General features: G+C 71.1%; 12 protein-coding genes. 7 read left to right on the top strand and 5 right to left on the bottom strand.

Features of this window, described 5'->3' with window-relative positions:
- The first annotated feature begins 179 nt into the window (after positions 1 to 179).
- The 3 genes from ACFYOV_RS25460 (at position 180) to ACFYOV_RS25470 (ending at position 5,229) form a co-directional block, all read left to right on the top strand.
- Positions 180 to 1,199, top strand: coding sequence for an SMI1/KNR4 family protein (locus ACFYOV_RS25460; RefSeq protein WP_389091042.1), 1,020 nt, complete (start codon positions 180 to 182; stop codon positions 1,197 to 1,199).
- Between the two features lie 9 nt (positions 1,200 to 1,208).
- A complete protein-coding gene (locus ACFYOV_RS25465; RefSeq protein WP_389091044.1) occupies positions 1,209 to 4,037 on the top strand; it encodes an SUKH-4 family immunity protein in 2,829 nt (942 codons plus the stop codon).
- Between the two features lie 307 nt (positions 4,038 to 4,344).
- Positions 4,345 to 5,229, top strand: a complete 885-nt coding sequence (locus ACFYOV_RS25470) for a cellulose-binding protein (protein WP_389091046.1) — start codon at positions 4,345 to 4,347, stop codon at positions 5,227 to 5,229.
- Between the two features lie 67 nt (positions 5,230 to 5,296).
- On the opposite strand, the gene ACFYOV_RS25475 is transcribed toward ACFYOV_RS25470, so the two are convergent.
- Both ACFYOV_RS25475 and ACFYOV_RS25480 read right to left on the bottom strand, forming a co-directional pair.
- Complete coding sequence (locus ACFYOV_RS25475; protein ID WP_389091048.1) at positions 5,297 to 6,910, bottom strand: cation acetate symporter; 1,614 nt, start codon at positions 6,908 to 6,910, stop codon at positions 5,297 to 5,299.
- On the bottom strand, positions 6,907 to 7,419 hold the full coding sequence (locus ACFYOV_RS25480) for a DUF485 domain-containing protein (protein ID WP_389091051.1): 513 nt from the start codon (positions 7,417 to 7,419) through the stop codon (positions 6,907 to 6,909). The genes ACFYOV_RS25475 and ACFYOV_RS25480 overlap by 4 nt, the downstream gene beginning before the upstream one ends.
- Positions 7,420 to 7,738: 319 nt before the next feature.
- Between ACFYOV_RS25480 and ACFYOV_RS25485 the strand changes: the two genes are divergently transcribed.
- A complete protein-coding gene (locus ACFYOV_RS25485; protein WP_389091053.1) occupies positions 7,739 to 7,939 on the top strand; it encodes a hypothetical protein in 201 nt (66 codons plus the stop codon).
- A gap of 130 nt (positions 7,940 to 8,069) precedes the next feature.
- Here the strand turns inward: ACFYOV_RS25485 and ACFYOV_RS25490 are convergent, their stop codons facing one another.
- Both ACFYOV_RS25490 and ACFYOV_RS25495 read right to left on the bottom strand, forming a co-directional pair.
- Positions 8,070 to 8,432: a hypothetical protein gene (locus ACFYOV_RS25490; RefSeq protein ID WP_389091054.1), complete on the bottom strand. Its 363-nt coding sequence runs from the start codon at positions 8,430 to 8,432 to the stop codon at positions 8,070 to 8,072.
- Positions 8,433 to 8,753: 321 nt separating this feature from the next.
- Positions 8,754 to 10,247 (bottom strand): MFS transporter, encoded by a 1,494-nt coding sequence (locus ACFYOV_RS25495; RefSeq protein WP_389091056.1) that lies wholly within the window; start codon positions 10,245 to 10,247, stop codon positions 8,754 to 8,756.
- A 471-nt stretch (positions 10,248 to 10,718) separates the two neighbouring features.
- On the opposite strand from ACFYOV_RS25495, the gene ACFYOV_RS25500 reads away from it, so the two are divergent.
- Positions 10,719 to 11,507 (top strand): ABC transporter ATP-binding protein, encoded by a 789-nt coding sequence (locus ACFYOV_RS25500; protein ID WP_389091057.1) that lies wholly within the window; start codon positions 10,719 to 10,721, stop codon positions 11,505 to 11,507.
- Positions 11,504 to 14,077, top strand: coding sequence for an FtsX-like permease family protein (locus tag ACFYOV_RS25505; protein ID WP_389091060.1), 2,574 nt, complete (start codon positions 11,504 to 11,506; stop codon positions 14,075 to 14,077). The genes ACFYOV_RS25500 and ACFYOV_RS25505 overlap by 4 nt, the downstream gene beginning before the upstream one ends.
- An 89-nt stretch (positions 14,078 to 14,166) precedes the next feature.
- On the opposite strand, the gene ACFYOV_RS25510 is transcribed toward ACFYOV_RS25505, so the two are convergent.
- The gene (locus ACFYOV_RS25510; protein ID WP_389091062.1) at positions 14,167 to 14,724 is read right to left on the bottom strand and encodes a phospholipase A2; all 558 of its coding nucleotides are present in this window, start codon (positions 14,722 to 14,724) and stop codon (positions 14,167 to 14,169) included.
- A gap of 377 nt (positions 14,725 to 15,101) precedes the next feature.
- Between ACFYOV_RS25510 and ACFYOV_RS25515 the strand changes: the two genes are divergently transcribed.
- Positions 15,102 to 15,494, top strand: a complete 393-nt coding sequence (locus tag ACFYOV_RS25515; RefSeq protein ID WP_389091242.1) for a helix-turn-helix domain-containing protein — start codon at positions 15,102 to 15,104, stop codon at positions 15,492 to 15,494.
- Positions 15,495 to 15,580: the final 86 nt, after the last annotated feature.

Genomic DNA, 15,580 nt, shown 5'->3' on the forward strand with positions numbered 1-15,580 from the left:
CGTCGTACCGCATAGGCTGTCGGCACCGCGATTCCTGCGGTGATCCGTGCGGTGGGCCGTGCGGGGAGCCCGCAGGGTCGTGGTGGTGAGCAGTCGAGACAGACGTGACAGTCGATACGGACCGTAATCGGCCAGGTGGCCGGTGCAGGCCGTACAGAGTGCCGCAGGGGGCAACCGCCATGACGACAGGTCGGCTCGGGCTGGGGGCGCCTCCCGGCCGCCAGGCCGGGGGACACGCCGCGCCGCCGAACGCGGCCTACGCCGGGCAGGTCGTGCATTTCCCGGATCCGGTCCGTGCCGCCCGGCACCCCAGGGGGGTGCGGGTGGACGAGCGTGGCTACCCCGACTTCTCTCCGTATGCGCGGGCGGCGGCGGAGATCGCGGAGCCGCCGGAGGGGTTCGGTGTCGACGAGTTGCGGCTGACGGACTACGTGTCGGCGAACGCGGCGCTGGCGGCGAGCGGGCATGCGTTGTGGGACACGGTGCCGTCGGTGGCGACGCCGCACGGCTGGACGTGGCACCACGTGGTGGGCACGCGGCGGCTGGAGCTGGTGCCGGTGGAGGTGAAGGCGCTGCTGCGGCACCACGGTGGTCTGTCGACGTCGCAGGTGGATCAGGGCAAGCGGGGCACGCGGCCGTTGCAGGAGACGCGTCCGGCGCACTTCGGGCTGCCGAAGTCGGGCGTGGCGGTGACGGAGGCGCAGGTGCTGGGGGTCGAGGAGGATCTCGGGTACCGGTTGCCGGGCGCGTACCGGTCGTTCCTGAAGGCGGCGGGCGGTTGTGCCCCGGTGGGCACGGCGCTGGACGCGGAGCTGGGGCTGCTGATCGACCAGCCGTTCTTCACGGTGCGGGACGAGGCGGCGGTCAACGACCTGGTGTACGTCAACAAGTGTCTGCGCGACCATTTGACCAAGGACTACTTGGGTGTCGCCTTCGTGCAGGGCGGGCTGCTCGCCGTGAAGGTGCGGGGCGAGCGGGTGGGCTCGGTGTGGTTCTGTGCGTACGACGACGTGCGGGACGTGGATCCGTCGTGGCCGCCGGCCGAGCGGGTGGAGCGGTTGCTGCTGCCGTGCGGGGACGACTTCGACGCGTTCCTGTCGCGGCTGGCGGGTTCTCCGCCGGAGCTGGAGACGGTGGCGAATCTGATGGTGGACGGTGGTTTCGCGCAGGCCGTCCCGGTTTCTTCCGCGGGGGAGTGAGCGGTAGCGATGGTGACGTTCGCGCAGGCGCAGGAGCGCGCGGAGGAGTGGATCAACGGGGACGTGCCCTCGTACCAGCACCGTGAGGTGCGGGTGCGGGAGTTCGATCTGGGTTTCGTGGTGTGGGCGGAGGACCGTGCGGACGGTTCGCGTTCGGACGGGGGCGGGCAGCGGTTGGTGATCGCCCGCGACAGCGGTGAGGCGACGCTGTGGCCCGCGCTGCCGGTGGGTGAGGTGATCCGCCGGTACGAGGAGGAGTACGGCTGCCGGGAGACGGCGCAGGAGCCGGCCCCGGCGCCCGCGGCGCGGGTGGATCTGAACCAGACGTCGTTCCTGCTGAGTCCGCCGGAGTGGTTGCAGGAGGCGGCGGACCGGCTGGGGATTCCGGATCGGCGCGGGGAGACGTCGGGGGGCGGCGCCGGGGGCGGTTCCGGTGCCGGGGGTGGCTCGGGTCCGGGAACCGGGGTCGGTGCGGGTGCGGGTGCGGGTGCCGGGGTCGGTTCGAGTGCCGGGGCCGCTGCCGGTTCCGCGGGTTCGGGGGTGGCGGCGGATACGTCGGCGGCCTCCGGGAGCGGTGCCGCGTGGCCGGCCGCCGGGGGGAGCGACTCGCGTGCAGGTGCGGGGAGTTCGTCCGGTGGGGTCCAGGCCGCGCCGGCCGGGGCGACGCCGTGGGCCGGTACGGACACCAACGCCGATGCCGGTGAGGACCGTTCCGTACCGCTGCCGGAGACCGTGTTCGCGCCGCCGTTGAGCGGGTCCGACGACGAGACCCCGCCCCCCTCGGCGGTCCCGGACGCCAAGACCGCTCTGATGTCGGGCGGCAGCGGGCTTCCGCCGACGGCACTCGCCCCGGCGATCGACGATCCGAACGCGCAGGTGTCGCACGGCACTCCGCAGGGCGCGGGCGCACCGGGTACACCGCCTCCGGGTGCTCCGGGTGCTCCGGGTGCTCCGGGTGCTCCGGGTGCTCCGGGTGCTCCGGGGGTCCCCGGTACGCCGCCCCCCGGTGTGCCGCAGGGCAGTACGCCGCCCCCCGGCGCCGGGACGGTTCCGCCGTCGGCCGGTCCGGGGCGGGCGGAGCGTCCACTCGCGCCGAACGCCGGTGACATCGCCGACGCCGCGACGAGCAAGGCGACCCCGCCGCCGCGTCGGGGGTCGGGTCCCACGACGCCGCCTCCGCCGGGCGCCCCGGGTGCGCCGGGCGCACGGCAGCACAGCACGCCTCCGCCTCCGTCCGGGCCCGGTGCGCCGGGCACCCCGGCAGGCGGGTACGTACCGACCCAGCTCGTGTCCGCGCTCGGCCCCAACGGGCCCGGTATGCCCGAGGGTTCGACGGGTGCGCCTGCCGCGCCCGGCGCCCCCGGGGCGCAGACCCCGCCGCCCGGCGTGCCAGCTCCGCCCGGCGCCCCGAACGCGCCCGGCACGCCCCCCGGCGGTGTCCATCACGCCGCGACGATGTTCGCCGACCCCGGTCGGCCCGCCGCGGGCGGGCCGCAGCCTCCGGGGCCGCCCGGTGCTCCGGGCGCCCCCGGTGTCCCGGGCACGCCGCCGCGCGGAGTTCCCGGCGCGCCCGGTGCCCCGGGTGCCCCGGGCGGTGCGCGCGGCCCCGTGCACCACGCGGAGACCGTGCTGTCCGCACCCCCGGTCGGTGCACCGGGCACGCCGCCGCACGCCCCCGGCGCTCCCGGCACGCCTGCGCCCCCGGCGCCCCCCGGCACGCCCGGCACCGGCAGCCCGATGCCTCCCGGCGGGATGCCGCCCGGTGGGATGCCGCCCGGTGGGATGCCCCCCGGCACGCCCCCGTCCGCTGTGCCCGTGCCCGGGCAGCCGGCGGCGTACGGCTATCCGCAGCAGCCCACCGGGCAGCCGACCGTCGGCCCCGGCTACCAGGCCGTGCTGCGCTACCGCGCGCAGGACGGTTCCGAGCAGCAGCTGATCCGGCGCTCGGCGCCGGGCACGCCGCACCCGGAGTGGCAGATCTTCCACGAGCTGCGGGCCATGAACGTGCCCCCGGACCAGGTGCTGGAGCTGCACACCGAGCTGGAGTCGTGCGCATTGCCGGGCGCGTACTGCGCGCGGATGATCCGCGAGCAGTGGCCGCAGGCGCGGATCACGAACATCGCGCCGTACGGCACGGACCAGGCGAGCCGGCAGCAGGGCATGCAGCAACTCCTCGCTCATCAGGGTGAGTTGCACCAGGTGGCGGACGGTCCGGCGCGCCCGGCCCCGGTGCGTGCGCCGATTCCGCCGGTGCAGCCGGCGCCGCCGGTCCCGCCGGAGGGCATCGCCCAGGAACTGGCGGCGGCGTTCGGGCCGGGTGTGTTCCGGTTCGAGCAGGCGGCGGTGTCCCGGCAGGGCGTGCCGCCGATCGTGGCGCACACGCTGGTGGTGGCCGGGCTGCCGATGGACATGGGCCCGTTCTTCTGGGCGCAGGCCCAGCCGGGGCGCCCCGTGCCGACGCTGGCGGAGCTGGCGACCGAGCGGGGTGTGCAGCCGGCCCCGGACGCGGGTTCGTACCTGGTCATGGGCAGCGACTTCGGCAGGGCGATCTGTGTGCAGTACGGCACGGCGAACATCGTCGCGGTGCCGGTGGAGGCGGGGCCGGGCGGAGCGCCGGTACCGCCGCAGTTCGTGAACACGGGGCTGCCGGAGTTCGCGCGCTGCCTGGCGCTGCTCGGGCGGATGTGGCGGCTGCGGTTCGGGCTGAACCAGGAGCAGGCGGGCCGCTGGACCGTTGATTTCCAGGCCCAGTTGGCCGCGCTGGACCCGGCGGCGCTCGGCTCGCCGGAGAGCTGGTGGTCGGTGCTGCTGGAGCAGATGTGGGACGGACTGCTGTGACGATCCGCGTCCGTCGGTGACGTCCTGACGCGTCGTGAGGAGCCGGGGCCCGGTCGGTACGCCGACCGGGCCCCGGCTTTCGCGTGCGCGGGGGCGCGACGGTCGCCCCGTTCGGCCGGTGCGCGACCGCCTCGTGGTGCGGCTGCTCCGCCCGTCCTCCGCCCTGGCCCGTCCGCCCCTCCGCGCGCCCCCCGCGTGTCCGCCCGCGGAGTGTCGCGTCGTGAACACCTCGGTGCGATCCAGCAGGATGTGCGCACATTCATCCCATGTGCGTCGATTCTTCGTGCTGGTGGAGAGAGGTTGCAGGATGAGCAGCGCATCGGTGTCCTGGGCGGGCTTCGTGACCGTGCGGGGGCGCGGGTACCGGCCCGAACAGGTCGTGGGGTACGTCGCGGACCTCTCCGGGAAGCGGGACGCCGCCTGGGAGCGGGCCGCCCGGCTCACCGTGCTCGCCAGGGAGATGGAGGAGGAGCTGGCGCTGCTGCGGGAGCGGGTCGCGGGGCTGGCGCCGCAGACGTACGAGGCGCTCGGGGACGGCGCCCGGCTGCTGTTCGAGCTGGCCCGTGAGGAGGCGGCGGCCGTACGGGAGCAGGCCCGGCGGGAGGCGGGGCGGGTCGCGGAGGAGACGCGGGACGAGGCGGCCGGGGTGTGCGCGTCCGCTCGGGCGTGCGCCGACGAGGTGCGTGCCGAGGCCGACGAGTGGGCGCGGCAGCGGTTGCTCGCGGCCCGTGGAGAGGCCGCCGGCGTCCGGATCGCGTGCCGGCGGGAGGCCAAGCAGCGGCGGGCAGAGGCCCTGGCGGCGCTGCGGGAGATGCGGCAGCGCACCTCGGGGATGCTCGCCGAGCGGGCCGGGGAACAGGCCGAGCGACTGGCCGGGGTGGAGCGGGAGGAGGCCGAGCGGGTGGCGGCCCTCGAGGCGCGTCACGCGCAGGCGGTGACGCGGGCGGAGGGTGCGCTGTCCGAGGCGAAGCGGGCCTTCGCCGACGCGGAGGAGGCGGCGCGGCGCCGGCAGGAGGAGGCGCGGGAACGCGCGGCGGAGGTGCTCGCGCAGGCGCGGGACCGGGCGGAGCGCGTCGCGGCCGAGACGGAACGGGTTTTGGAGGAGCACCGGGACGCCCGGGCCGACGTACGGGCGCACATGGAACATGTGCGCGAGAGCCTGGGTGTGCTGACGGAGCGGGCGGTGGAGTGACGACCTCCACCGCCCGTGCCCGGCGGGGAGCGGCGGTCCACCGCCCGCCCGCATGTGCGGCGGCGTGTCACGTCCTCCGGTGTGCCGCGCCGGCCAGGATCGCGCCCTCCACCGCCTCGTACTGGCGTCGCTGTTCCTCCGTACCGGAACGGCCGGAGAGCACCGTGCCCAGCCAGCCGCAGGCGAAGCCGATGGGGATGGAGAACAGGCCCGTCGTGGTGAACGGCAGCCAGTTGAAGTCGGCTTCGGGGAAGGCGGCGACGGGGGAGCCGGAGACCAGGTTGGTGCCCGGCATCAGCACCAGCACGGCGAGGGAGCCGCCGATGAGGGTGCTGAGCAACCCCGTGCGGGTGTAACGGCGCCAGAAGAGGCTGTAGGTCAGCGCGGGGGCGATGGCCGAGGCGCTGAGGCAGAAGGCGAAGGTGACCAGGGGCTGGAGGCTGTGGTGCTGGACCAGGGTGGCCAGCAGGATCGTGGGGATGCCCACCGCGAGCGCGGACAGCTGGGCCATGGTCATCTCGCGCCGCGGTGACATCTCCTGGAAGCGGGTGGCGAAGATGTCGTGGGCGAGGGAGTTGGCGCAGGCGAGGATCATGCCGGCGACGGAGGCGAGGACGGTGAGGAAGATCGCCGAGGTGACGGTGGTGAACAGGAAGGTCTCCGCCGACGACACCTCCGCGCCGAACGCGGCCTGGGAGCCCAGCAGGTAGGCGGTGTTGCCCCGCGGATCGGCCTCGGCGATCGGCGCGCGGCCGATCAGCGCGGTCGCGCCGACGCCGACGACCGTGATGACCAGGACGAACAGGGCCACGATCGACACCGCCCAGGACATCGAGCGGCGCACCTGGCGGGCGCTGGAGGCGGTGTACATGCGCATGGTGATGTGGGGCAGGCAGGCGCCGCCGAGGACGATGGTGAGCTGAGCGCTGATCATGTCCAGTTCGGGGCTGGCGCCGCCGTGGAACTGGAGTCCCGACGCCAGGAAGGCTGAGCCGACGCCGCTCTTGTCGGCGGCGGCGGTGAAGAGGGCGCCGGGGTCCCAGTCGAACCGGTTGAGGATGAGGAGGGCGACGATCATGCCGGAGCCGAGCAGCATCACGATCTTCATGATCTGGATGAGGGCGGTGCCCTTCATGCCGCCGATCGCCGCATAGCTGATCATGAGCGCGCCGACGCCGACGATGCACCCGGTCTGCAGCGACTCGCTGTCGAAGCCGAGGATGAACGACATCAGCTGTCCGGTGCCGGCCAGTTGGACCAGCATCATCGGCACCAGCGCGGCCAGCGTGACCACGCAGGCCGTGATGCGGACGGCGCGCCCGGGCATGCGCCGGGTCAGCGCGTCGCCCATGGTGAACCGGCCCGCGTTGCGCAGGGGTTCCGCCAGCAGGAACATCAGCAGCATCAGCGACAGGGCGGTGCTCAGGGCGAGGACGATCCCGTCGACCCCGAACAGGGCGATGACGCCTCCGGTGCCGAGGACGGTCGCTGCGGAGATGTAGTCACCGGCGATGGCGAGACCGTTGCGCATCGGGGACAGGGAGCCGTAGCCGGTGTAGAACTCGTCGAGGTCGTCGCGGTCGGGGCCGGTCATCACGCACAGCAGCAGTGTGACCGTGGCGACGGCGGAGAAGCCGACGAGGGACATGGCCTGGGCGTTTCCCACGAACTCGGTGTTCATCGGACCCCCTCCCGAACCGCTTCGCGCTCGGTCCGTTCGCGGATGCGGGCGGCGAGGGGGTCGACGTGGCGGCGTGCGGTGTTCTCGTACAGGACGATCGCCAGCCAGGTCACGGGCACCTGGATCAGGGCGAGCAGCAGTCCGGTGGGTATGCCCTCGGTCACGGTGCCGGTCATGAACGACGGTGCGTACGCGGACAGGATCAGGAACAGCACGAAGTACCCGAGCGCGGCGAGCGTGGCCACCCGCCGCTGCCAGCGGTAGGCGCTGCGCAGGAGCCGCAGGTCGCTGTGGTGCCCGTCCGGTGCAGGCGGCTCCGTGGGCGGGGCCGGGTGCGGCCAGGGGTGGGCGGAGTAGGAGGGGGAGGAGGCGCGGGGCGGTGGCGTCTGCGCCCGCGGCTGCCCGTACGGGTCGGGGGAGCCCCAGGGGGACGGGGGCTGGGGAGGGTACTGGCCCCACGGGGGTGGGGGCGGGGACGGGGATCTGGGCGGATACGGGTCGTGGGACATCCCGTGCTCCTTGCAGGCTCGGGTCCGTGCGGGGGACGGCAGGGAATGCGGGGAGTGGCTGAGCGGTGACGCACGTTACCTACGCGGCGACGAGATGCGCCGCCCCTTCACCAAACTGAGTGGTCGGTATGTGATTTTGCGGCCGAACCGTTGCTGACCTGCATTGTTACCGGCGTTAACTCAGACTTTTGCCGTCGCTGATCGTGTGCCACTTACGGTGGTTTGTGAGGAAGATATGAACAGCGGGCGGACGACGGCTCCGTACTGCCGGGGCGTGGACCGTGACAAGCAGTCCGACGGGTCCGCCCGGAAAGTGTCGGTGACGGACTCCAGGGGCGTGGCCGGGACCGGCTCCGAGCAGTTCGCGGGCCAGCTGCGCGAACAGATCACCAACGACGGCGTGAACGGCCCGGAGGCCTCCGCGACCGCCCACACACCCTTCTCCCGCACCACCGCCACGGCCAAGCCCTTACGGCACGGTCAACGCCTACAACATGGTCCCTCCCGGGCACTTCGGTGACCCGCACGGCCCTGCCGGGCGTCGGTGAGACGACGGTGACGAAGTCGACGGACTCATAGGGCGTGATCCGCTCCGGCCGGGGCGCGACAGATGCCCGGCCAGGACGGAAAGGAGTACGGCGGCGGACAGGTCAGGCGTGCCGAGCCGTTGGCAAGGCGTCCAGGTCGTCGTCCTCGTCGTCGATGGCGTCGAGGTCTTCGCAAGCCGGTGAGGGCAGGCGCTCCCCCCGGCTCACTGCGATCCGGTGCACATGGGCCAGCGCCTCGGTCAAGTGGACCGCCAGCAGGTGCAGTTCTCCTTGCGTCCACTGACGCCCGTCCAGCACACGTCGTGCTTCATGAAGGAGTTCACCGGCCAGGCCCATCTGGGCGGCGGCCTCCATGTTGTCCGCGAGCCGCGACAGGTATCCGGTTCCGTCGCCTGCGAGACAACACGGCTTGCCCTCCGGCCCGGCCCAGGGCAGCAGACGCCACTGACCCGCCGGGCTCACCATGCCCGTACCTCCACTCCGCGACCAGCCGGACATCGATGTCGATGCCGTGCACGGCCAACCGCACCACGCGTCGCCGTGCCCGCCGGCGCTGTTGCTCCCGACGCTCGTGCGCGACCAGGTACCGGCGAACCAACCCGGTCTCCTCATCTCGGATTACCGGAGAAGCCGATGCGCGGGACGGACACGCGATCGGCGCCTCCGCACAGAGGCCGGGGGATGGCTGATCTGGGCTGCGAGGATGGCTGATCTGGGCTGCGATGGCGGCCCGGCCCGGGCAACAGCAGCCGCAGCAGCGGCTCGAAGATGCGGACGATACAGCGTTCAGTCCTTCAGCACCGGGAATCTCCGCGGTGCGAGCACCAGGAGCACGACGAACGCCAGGGCCGCCGCGCACCCCGCGCCCAGGTAGACCGTGTGGACCGCGTCGGCGATGGCGCGCCGCGTCGCCTCGGGGGCGGCGCCCGCGTCCAGCGCCCGGGTCACCGAGTCCAGGTCGCCCGCGCCGCCGAGCCGGGACGCCAGTACGCCGTTGGCGACCGCGCCGAACAACGCCGCGCCGACCGTCTGGCCCGTCTGGCGGCAGAACAGGATCGACGCGGTCGCCGTGCCGCGCTCCTCCCACACCACCGACGACTGCACGCCCACGATCAGCGGCAGTTGGAACAGGCCCAGGGCGGCGCCGAGCAGCAGCATCAGCAGCGCCGGCTGCCACGCCTGCCCCGGGTACGGCAGGAAGGGGAACGCGAACAGGACCAGTGCCGCCGTGCCGATGCCGAGCATCGCCGTGCTGCGGAAGCCGATGCGGCGGTAGACGTGCTGGCTGAGGGCCGCCGAGACCGGCCAGCTGAGCGTCCACACCGACAGCACGAATCCGGCGGCCACCGGGGCCAGGCCCAGCACCGACTGCGCGTACGTGGGCAGGAACACCGTCGGGGCCACCATCAGCAGGCCGAGCGCGCCCAGCGCCAGGTTCACCGCGGCGATCGTGCGGCGGCGCCACACCCAGCCGGGGATGATCGGCTCCGCCGCCCGGTGTTCCACGGCGAAGACGACCACCAGCAGGGCGAGTCCCGCGCCGAACAGGGTGAGGGAGGGCGCCGACAGCCACGGCCAGGCCACGCCGCCCTGCACCAGCGCGGTCAGCAGCGCGCCGCCGCACGCGAACACCGCCAGCGCGCCCGCCCAGTCGACCCGGGCGCGTTCCGCCGACTGCCGTACCGGTTCGTGGAGGTGACGGACGATCAGCCACAGCGCCACCGCTCCGACGGGCAGGTTGACCAGGAAGATCCAGCGCCAGTCGGCGTACGCGGCGAGGACGCCGCCCAGACCGGGCCCGGCGACCGCGGACACCGCCCACACGGTGGACAACCGGGCCTGGATTCTGGGGCGTTCCTCCAGCGGGTACAGGTCGGCGGCGAGGGTCTGCACGGTGCCCTGGAGCGCGCCGCCCCCGAGGCCCTGCACGACGCGGAACGCGATCAGCGCGGCCATGTTCCACGCCAGGGCGCACAGCAGTGAGCCCAGCAGGAACAGCACCGCGCCCGCCACCAGGACCGGTTTGCGGCCGAAGGTGTCGGACAGCTTGCCGTACACGGGAAGGGTGACCGTGACGGCCAGCAGATAGCCGGAGAACAGCCAGGAGAAGACGGAGAAGCCACCCAGGTCGCCGACGATCTGGGGCACGGCCGTGGAGACGATGGTGGAGTCCAGCGCCGCCAGCGCCATCGCGAGCATCAGCGCCGCGACGACGGCTCCACGCCGGTCGGCCGCGGTCGGCTGTGCGCTGTCCCGTGTCGCGGGTCTGGTGCCACCCATCGGATTGCTCCCCTCGCGCCCGGACGCGGTCGATCGCGGGCGACCGCGGTTGATTGCCCCTTGCACCTGTCTGCCGCCGGACAGCTTCCCACTTGACCCTGACGCGACGGGAGGGTGGACGCTGAATGGGCCGACGGGATGAGCCGACCCCGAGACGGGCTCCACCTGCCGAAGGAGAGCCCCTAGGGGTACCTCCGTACTACGGCTCGGGGAGGGGTCGTACCGGCGGAGGACGAGACGGGGAGGAGCCTTCCTTAACCTGGCTTTACGCCGTCGGGGGGCGGCCGGGTGCACCGGCGGGGGTGGGGTTTTCCTCAGTACAGGACTGCGCTGGGCACCAGGGCGCCCGACCCCTCCCCGACGCCAGACTGAAGCACGTCGAACGGATTCACCCCGGCGACCGCCGCCGAGCAGGACGACGGCCGCACGGGCACCGCCTTTTCATCTGCTGACCGACATAGGAGACTTACCGTGACATCGGCTGTGACCATTCCCAGGCACGGGGGTACTGGAGGGCGTACGGCCGTTGCCGCGCGGGCGCGGCAGGTCGTGAAGGCGTACGGGTCCGGCGAGACCCGCGTCGTCGCGCTCGACCACGTCGACGTGGACATCGCCCGCGGCCAGTTCACCGCGATCATGGGCCCCTCGGGGTCCGGCAAGTCCACGCTGATGCACTGCCTGGCCGGACTCGACACCGTGACGTCCGGGCAGATCTACCTGGACGAGACCGAGATCACCGGCCTGAAGGACAAGAAGCTCACGCAACTGCGGCGGGACCGGATCGGCTTCATCTTCCAGGCGTTCAACCTGCTGCCGACGCTGAACGCGATCGAGAACATCACGCTGCCCATGGACATCGCCGGCCGCAAGCCCGACAAGGCCTGGCTGGACCGGGTCGTGGAGACCGTCGGGCTCGCCGGGCGGCTCAAGCACCGGCCGACCCAGCTGTCCGGCGGCCAGCAGCAGCGCGTCGCCGTGGCGCGGGCGCTGGCGGCCCGGCCCGAGATCATCTTCGGTGACGAGCCGACCGGAAACCTCGACTCCCGCGCGGGCGCCGAGGTCCTCGGCTTCCTGCGCCGCTCGGTCGACGAACTGGGCCAGACCATCGTGATGGTCACCCACGACCCGGTCGCCGCCTCCTACGCCGACCGCGTGCTGTACCTCGCCGACGGCCGCATCGTCGACGAGATGCACCAGCCGACCGCCGAGCAGGTCCTGGACCGCATGAAGGACTTCGACGCCCGGGGGCGCACGTCATGACCGTCCTGAAGACCTCGATGCGCAACTTCCTCGCGCACAAGGGGAGAATGGCGCTCTCGGCGGTGGCGGTGCTGCTGTCGGTGGCGTTCGTGTGCGGGACGCTCGTGTTCACCGACACCATGAACACGACGTTCGACAAGCTCTTCGCAGCCACCTCCTCGGACGTCACGGTCAGCGCCAAGGGCGCCTCCGACACCGGGGAGACCACCTCGAACAACGGCAGGCCGCCGGTCATGCCGGCCTCCGTGCTCGCCGAGGTGCGCGGGGCGGACGGCGTGAAGTCGGCCGAGGGCACGGTGTTCTCCACCTCGGTGACCGTCGTGAACGCCGACAAGGACAAGCTGTCGCCGGGCGGCGGCCCCACCATCGTCGGCGGCTGGAACGCCAACGAGGCGCGGACCATGAAGATCACCACCGGTGCCGCACCCGAGCGCGCCGACCAGATCATGGTCGACGCCGACACCGCCGACAAGCACGACCTGGAGCTCGGCGACGAGATCGGCGTGATCACCGCCATCGGCACACACCGGGCGAAGATCTCCGGCATCGCCGACTTCACCGTCACCAACCCCGGCGCCGCGATCTTCTACCTGGACACCAGGACCGCCCAGCAGGCCCTGGTCGGGCAGCGCGACGTCTACACCAACGTCAACGTCACCGCGGCGCCCGGCGTGAGCGACGCACAGCTGAAGAAGAACGTCCTGGCCGAACTCGGCGGCGCGTACAAGGTGCAGACCGCCGAGGAGACCGCAGAGGCCAACCAGAAGAGCGTCGAGGGCTTCATGAACGTCATGAAGTACGCGATGCTCGGCTTCGCCGGCATCGCCTTCCTCGTCGGCATCTTCCTGATCATCAACACCTTCTCCATGCTGGTCGCCCAGCGCACCCGGGAGATCGGCCTGATGCGGGCGATCGGCTCGTCCCGCAAGCAGGTCAACCGCTCGGTGCTGGCCGAGGCGCTGCTGCTCGGCGCGGTCGGCTCGGTGCTCGGGGTCGGCGCGGGCGTGGGTCTCGCGGTCGGCCTGATGAAGCTCATGGGCCTGATGGGCATGGAGCTGTCCACGGACGACCTGACCGTGGCCTGGACGACCCCGGCGATCGGGCTGGTCCTGGGCGTCGTGGTCACCGTGCTGGCCGCCTACCTGCCCGCTCGCCGGGCCGGCCGGATCTCCCCGATGGCCGCGCTGCGCGACGCCGGCACCCCGGTGGACGGCAGGGCCGGCCGGGTCCGCGCGGTGATCGGCCTCGTCCTCACCGGCGCCGGCGGGTACGCCCTGTACCTGGCGGGCGCCGCGGACAAGGCCACCGACGGCTCGCTGTGGCTGGGCGTCGGCGTGGTGCTGTCGTTGATCGGCTTCGTCGTCGTCGGACCGGTGCTGGCGAGCGGCGTGGTGCGCGTCCTCGGCGCCGTCCTGCTGAGGGCCTTCGGCCCCGTGGGCCGCATGGCGGAGCGCAACGCACTGCGCAACCCGCGCCGCACCGGTGCGACCGGTGCCGCGCTGATGATCGGCCTCGCGCTGGTGGCGTGCCTGTCGGTGGTCGGGTCCTCCATGGTCGCCTCGGCGACAGACGAACTGGACAGGTCAGTCGGCGCCGACTTCATCGTCCAGGGCAGCAGTGGCAAGCGTCTCAACCCGGCGACGGTGATGGCGGCGCAGGATGCCCCAGGTCTCTTGCGTGTTACTCGCCTTCGTGAGGTGCCCGCCGACGTGACAGCGCCGGACGGCACCGTGCAGGAGGGCGAGCTACTGGCCACCGACCCAACCTTCACCCAGGACCTGCGCAGGGAAACGCTTTCCGGGAGCCTGGCTGCCGCTTACGGTGTCGGTGCCCTTTCGGTCGGATCCGAGTTCGCCGAGAAAACGGGGGTGAAGGTCGGCGACGTACTAACTGTCACCTTCGACGGAGGCAGCACGGCCAGGCTCCGAGTTGCTGCCGTCACATCGGACGACACCGGCCTTGACCGGGGCACAATGTACACGAGCATCGACACGGTTGAGCGTTACGTGCCGACCGGGCAGATGCCGCTGAACTCGTCGCTGCTGATCACCGCCCAGGACGGCCATGAAACAGAAGCCTACGCGTCCCTCAAGGCGGCCGTGGATTCGGACCCCACCGTCCAGGTCATGAACCAGGCCGACTACAAGGAAAATCTGCGTGACCAGATCGGGCAGTTGCTCAACCTGGTGTACGGTCTGCTCGCCCTGGCGATCGTCGTGGCGGTCCTGGGCGTCGTGAACACCCTGGCCCTCTCGGTGGTGGAGCGTACCCACGAAATCGGGCTCATGCGCGCCCTCGGTCTCTCCCGCCGACAGTTGCGCCGTATGATTCGGCTCGAGTCGGTGGTGATTGCCCTGTTCGGCGCATTGCTCGGTCTGGGGTTGGGGATGTGCTGGGGAGTGACAGCGCAAGAACTCCTAGCCCTGAAAGGACTGAAAGTTCTGGAAATCCCGTGGTCGACTGTTTTGGCGGTGTTTCTGGGCTCGGCCTTCGTGGGATTGGCTGCGGCCCTCTTCCCAGCAGCCAGGGCAGGCCGAATGAACGTCCTCAACGCCATCGCCGCTGATTGACCGAAGAGGAGGAGTTGAAAGACGCGCAACGTTTTTTCTCTGTCGGCAGGCGAGGGTGAGAAATTCCACGCCCGCCTGCCGAACCAGGGTCAGCCGAAAGCCACCACGGCCTCGTAGTACTTCTTGGCTGACTTGAGGCAGGCAGCCTTCAGTTTCTTACGCTGTGCCGGCGTGTACGGGTCCGCCCAGAAGAACTTGCCGCATTGCCTCTTCATGTCGGAGTGAAACGCCTTGTCGATCCGGTTCTTGTGATAGTTCTTGAACACCTTCTTACCTGCGAGCTTCTTGTAGTTCCGGTATCCGAAGTCGTGACGGTAGCAGGAGAAGGAGAAGTCATAGCCGCCTGGCACCGTATTGGGAGCCATGGAGCAGTAGTCGGTCTTCCAGTCGAAGCGGTACCGCTTGATAGCCGCCTTACCCTGCTGGTACTGACCGAGCGCGGTGAACCAGCGCTCCTGTGACTTCGCCGAGTCGCCAGTTATGGAACCCAACTTCTTGAGCTTCGCGTCCTTGCTCACAGCGGCTCCCACCTGAGGAGCCGCGGATTCGGTTGGCGTGGATGAAGCCGCGACGGCGGGAGTGACGCCGGTCACGAGGAGGATGCCGGAAAGGGCAGCACCGGGGATGGCTAAACGCTTTGTGTTCAAGTCGTTTTCCTTTCTGTTCGAGGCGCCACAACGATGACATGTCCCCTTCCGGAGGCGCAACGCACATCTTCGAATCAACGCTTCGGCGCTAGCGGAAGATAAAATTCCGCGACCTCTGACCAGTGAGTACGGGAAGATGATCACTGTATGTCAGATGTGCTATATGTAGCGGATGGAGTATGCCTTGGTGCAGATGAGGGCTAGCTCAAATCTTGCTCAAGTGGCAACGCCTCGGTCAGTGACTGCATAGCTTTGGTAGGTCTTCTGTTGAGAAATATAGCGGTTTCATATTGAACAGTCGGGGGGTTGTTGTGGGTCACGAGCCGTGGGGGGCGGATCGGTCAAAAATGGACGACATGTTATGGTTTGGGCAATCGATGAGGCGGTCGCTCGAAGAATCTCTGGGAAGGGCCGTTCGGCGAAGGCGTGAAGAAGTGGGATTGACGCAGGTCAGCTTGGCCGCGCGTGCCGGGCTGACGCAGGCGGCAGTCTCTCGGCTGGAGCGTGGGAGGTGCATGCCGACGCTTCCTATGCTGGAGCGGATCGCAGAGGCTTTCGGAGCCGTGCTCCACGTGGCGGTGCAACCTGGGCGGGGTGTAACGATCGCGTTTCTCGACCTGGACGTGCCGCGAGCGGCTGTGTCGGCCGACAATGCGACCGCCCCGACCGGGCGTGCGTCGCGTCAAGCGCCGGCGCCTAACCTGGGCGTTCGCCCGGCGCTGAACCGGGCAAGACCCCGACGGTCACAGGGCTCGCACCCAGCGGCATAAAGGACTTGCAGCGGGACTTGCCTCTTCCTGAGGCAAGTCCGGCAACACCGCTGGGCACAGTCGTACGCTGGAGACCCCCGGCCCGC

Origin of the sequence: Streptomyces sp. NPDC005931, from assembly GCF_042871235.1 — a bacterium.
Classification (GTDB): domain Bacteria; phylum Actinomycetota; class Actinomycetes; order Streptomycetales; family Streptomycetaceae; genus Streptomyces.

Bases quoted from the DNA above. Each gene is read 5' to 3' on its own strand.
- ACFYOV_RS25460 (WP_389091042.1), top strand. From the start codon at position 180: ATGACGACAGGTCGGCTCGGGCTGGGGGCGCCTCCCGGCCGCCAGGCC.
- ACFYOV_RS25465 (WP_389091044.1), top strand. From the start codon at position 1,209: ATGGTGACGTTCGCGCAGGCGCAGGAGCGCGCGGAGGAGTGGATCAAC.
- ACFYOV_RS25470 (WP_389091046.1), top strand. From the start codon at position 4,345: ATGAGCAGCGCATCGGTGTCCTGGGCGGGCTTCGTGACCGTGCGGGGG.
- ACFYOV_RS25475 (WP_389091048.1), bottom strand. From the start codon at position 6,910: ATGAACACCGAGTTCGTGGGAAACGCCCAGGCCATGTCCCTCGTCGGC.
- ACFYOV_RS25480 (WP_389091051.1), bottom strand. From the start codon at position 7,419: ATGTCCCACGACCCGTATCCGCCCAGATCCCCGTCCCCGCCCCCACCC.
- ACFYOV_RS25490 (WP_389091054.1), bottom strand. From the start codon at position 8,432: ATGGTGAGCCCGGCGGGTCAGTGGCGTCTGCTGCCCTGGGCCGGGCCG.
- ACFYOV_RS25495 (WP_389091056.1), bottom strand. From the start codon at position 10,247: ATGGGTGGCACCAGACCCGCGACACGGGACAGCGCACAGCCGACCGCG.
- ACFYOV_RS25505 (WP_389091060.1), top strand. From the start codon at position 11,504: ATGACCGTCCTGAAGACCTCGATGCGCAACTTCCTCGCGCACAAGGGG.
- ACFYOV_RS25515 (WP_389091242.1), top strand. From the start codon at position 15,102: ATGAGGCGGTCGCTCGAAGAATCTCTGGGAAGGGCCGTTCGGCGAAGG.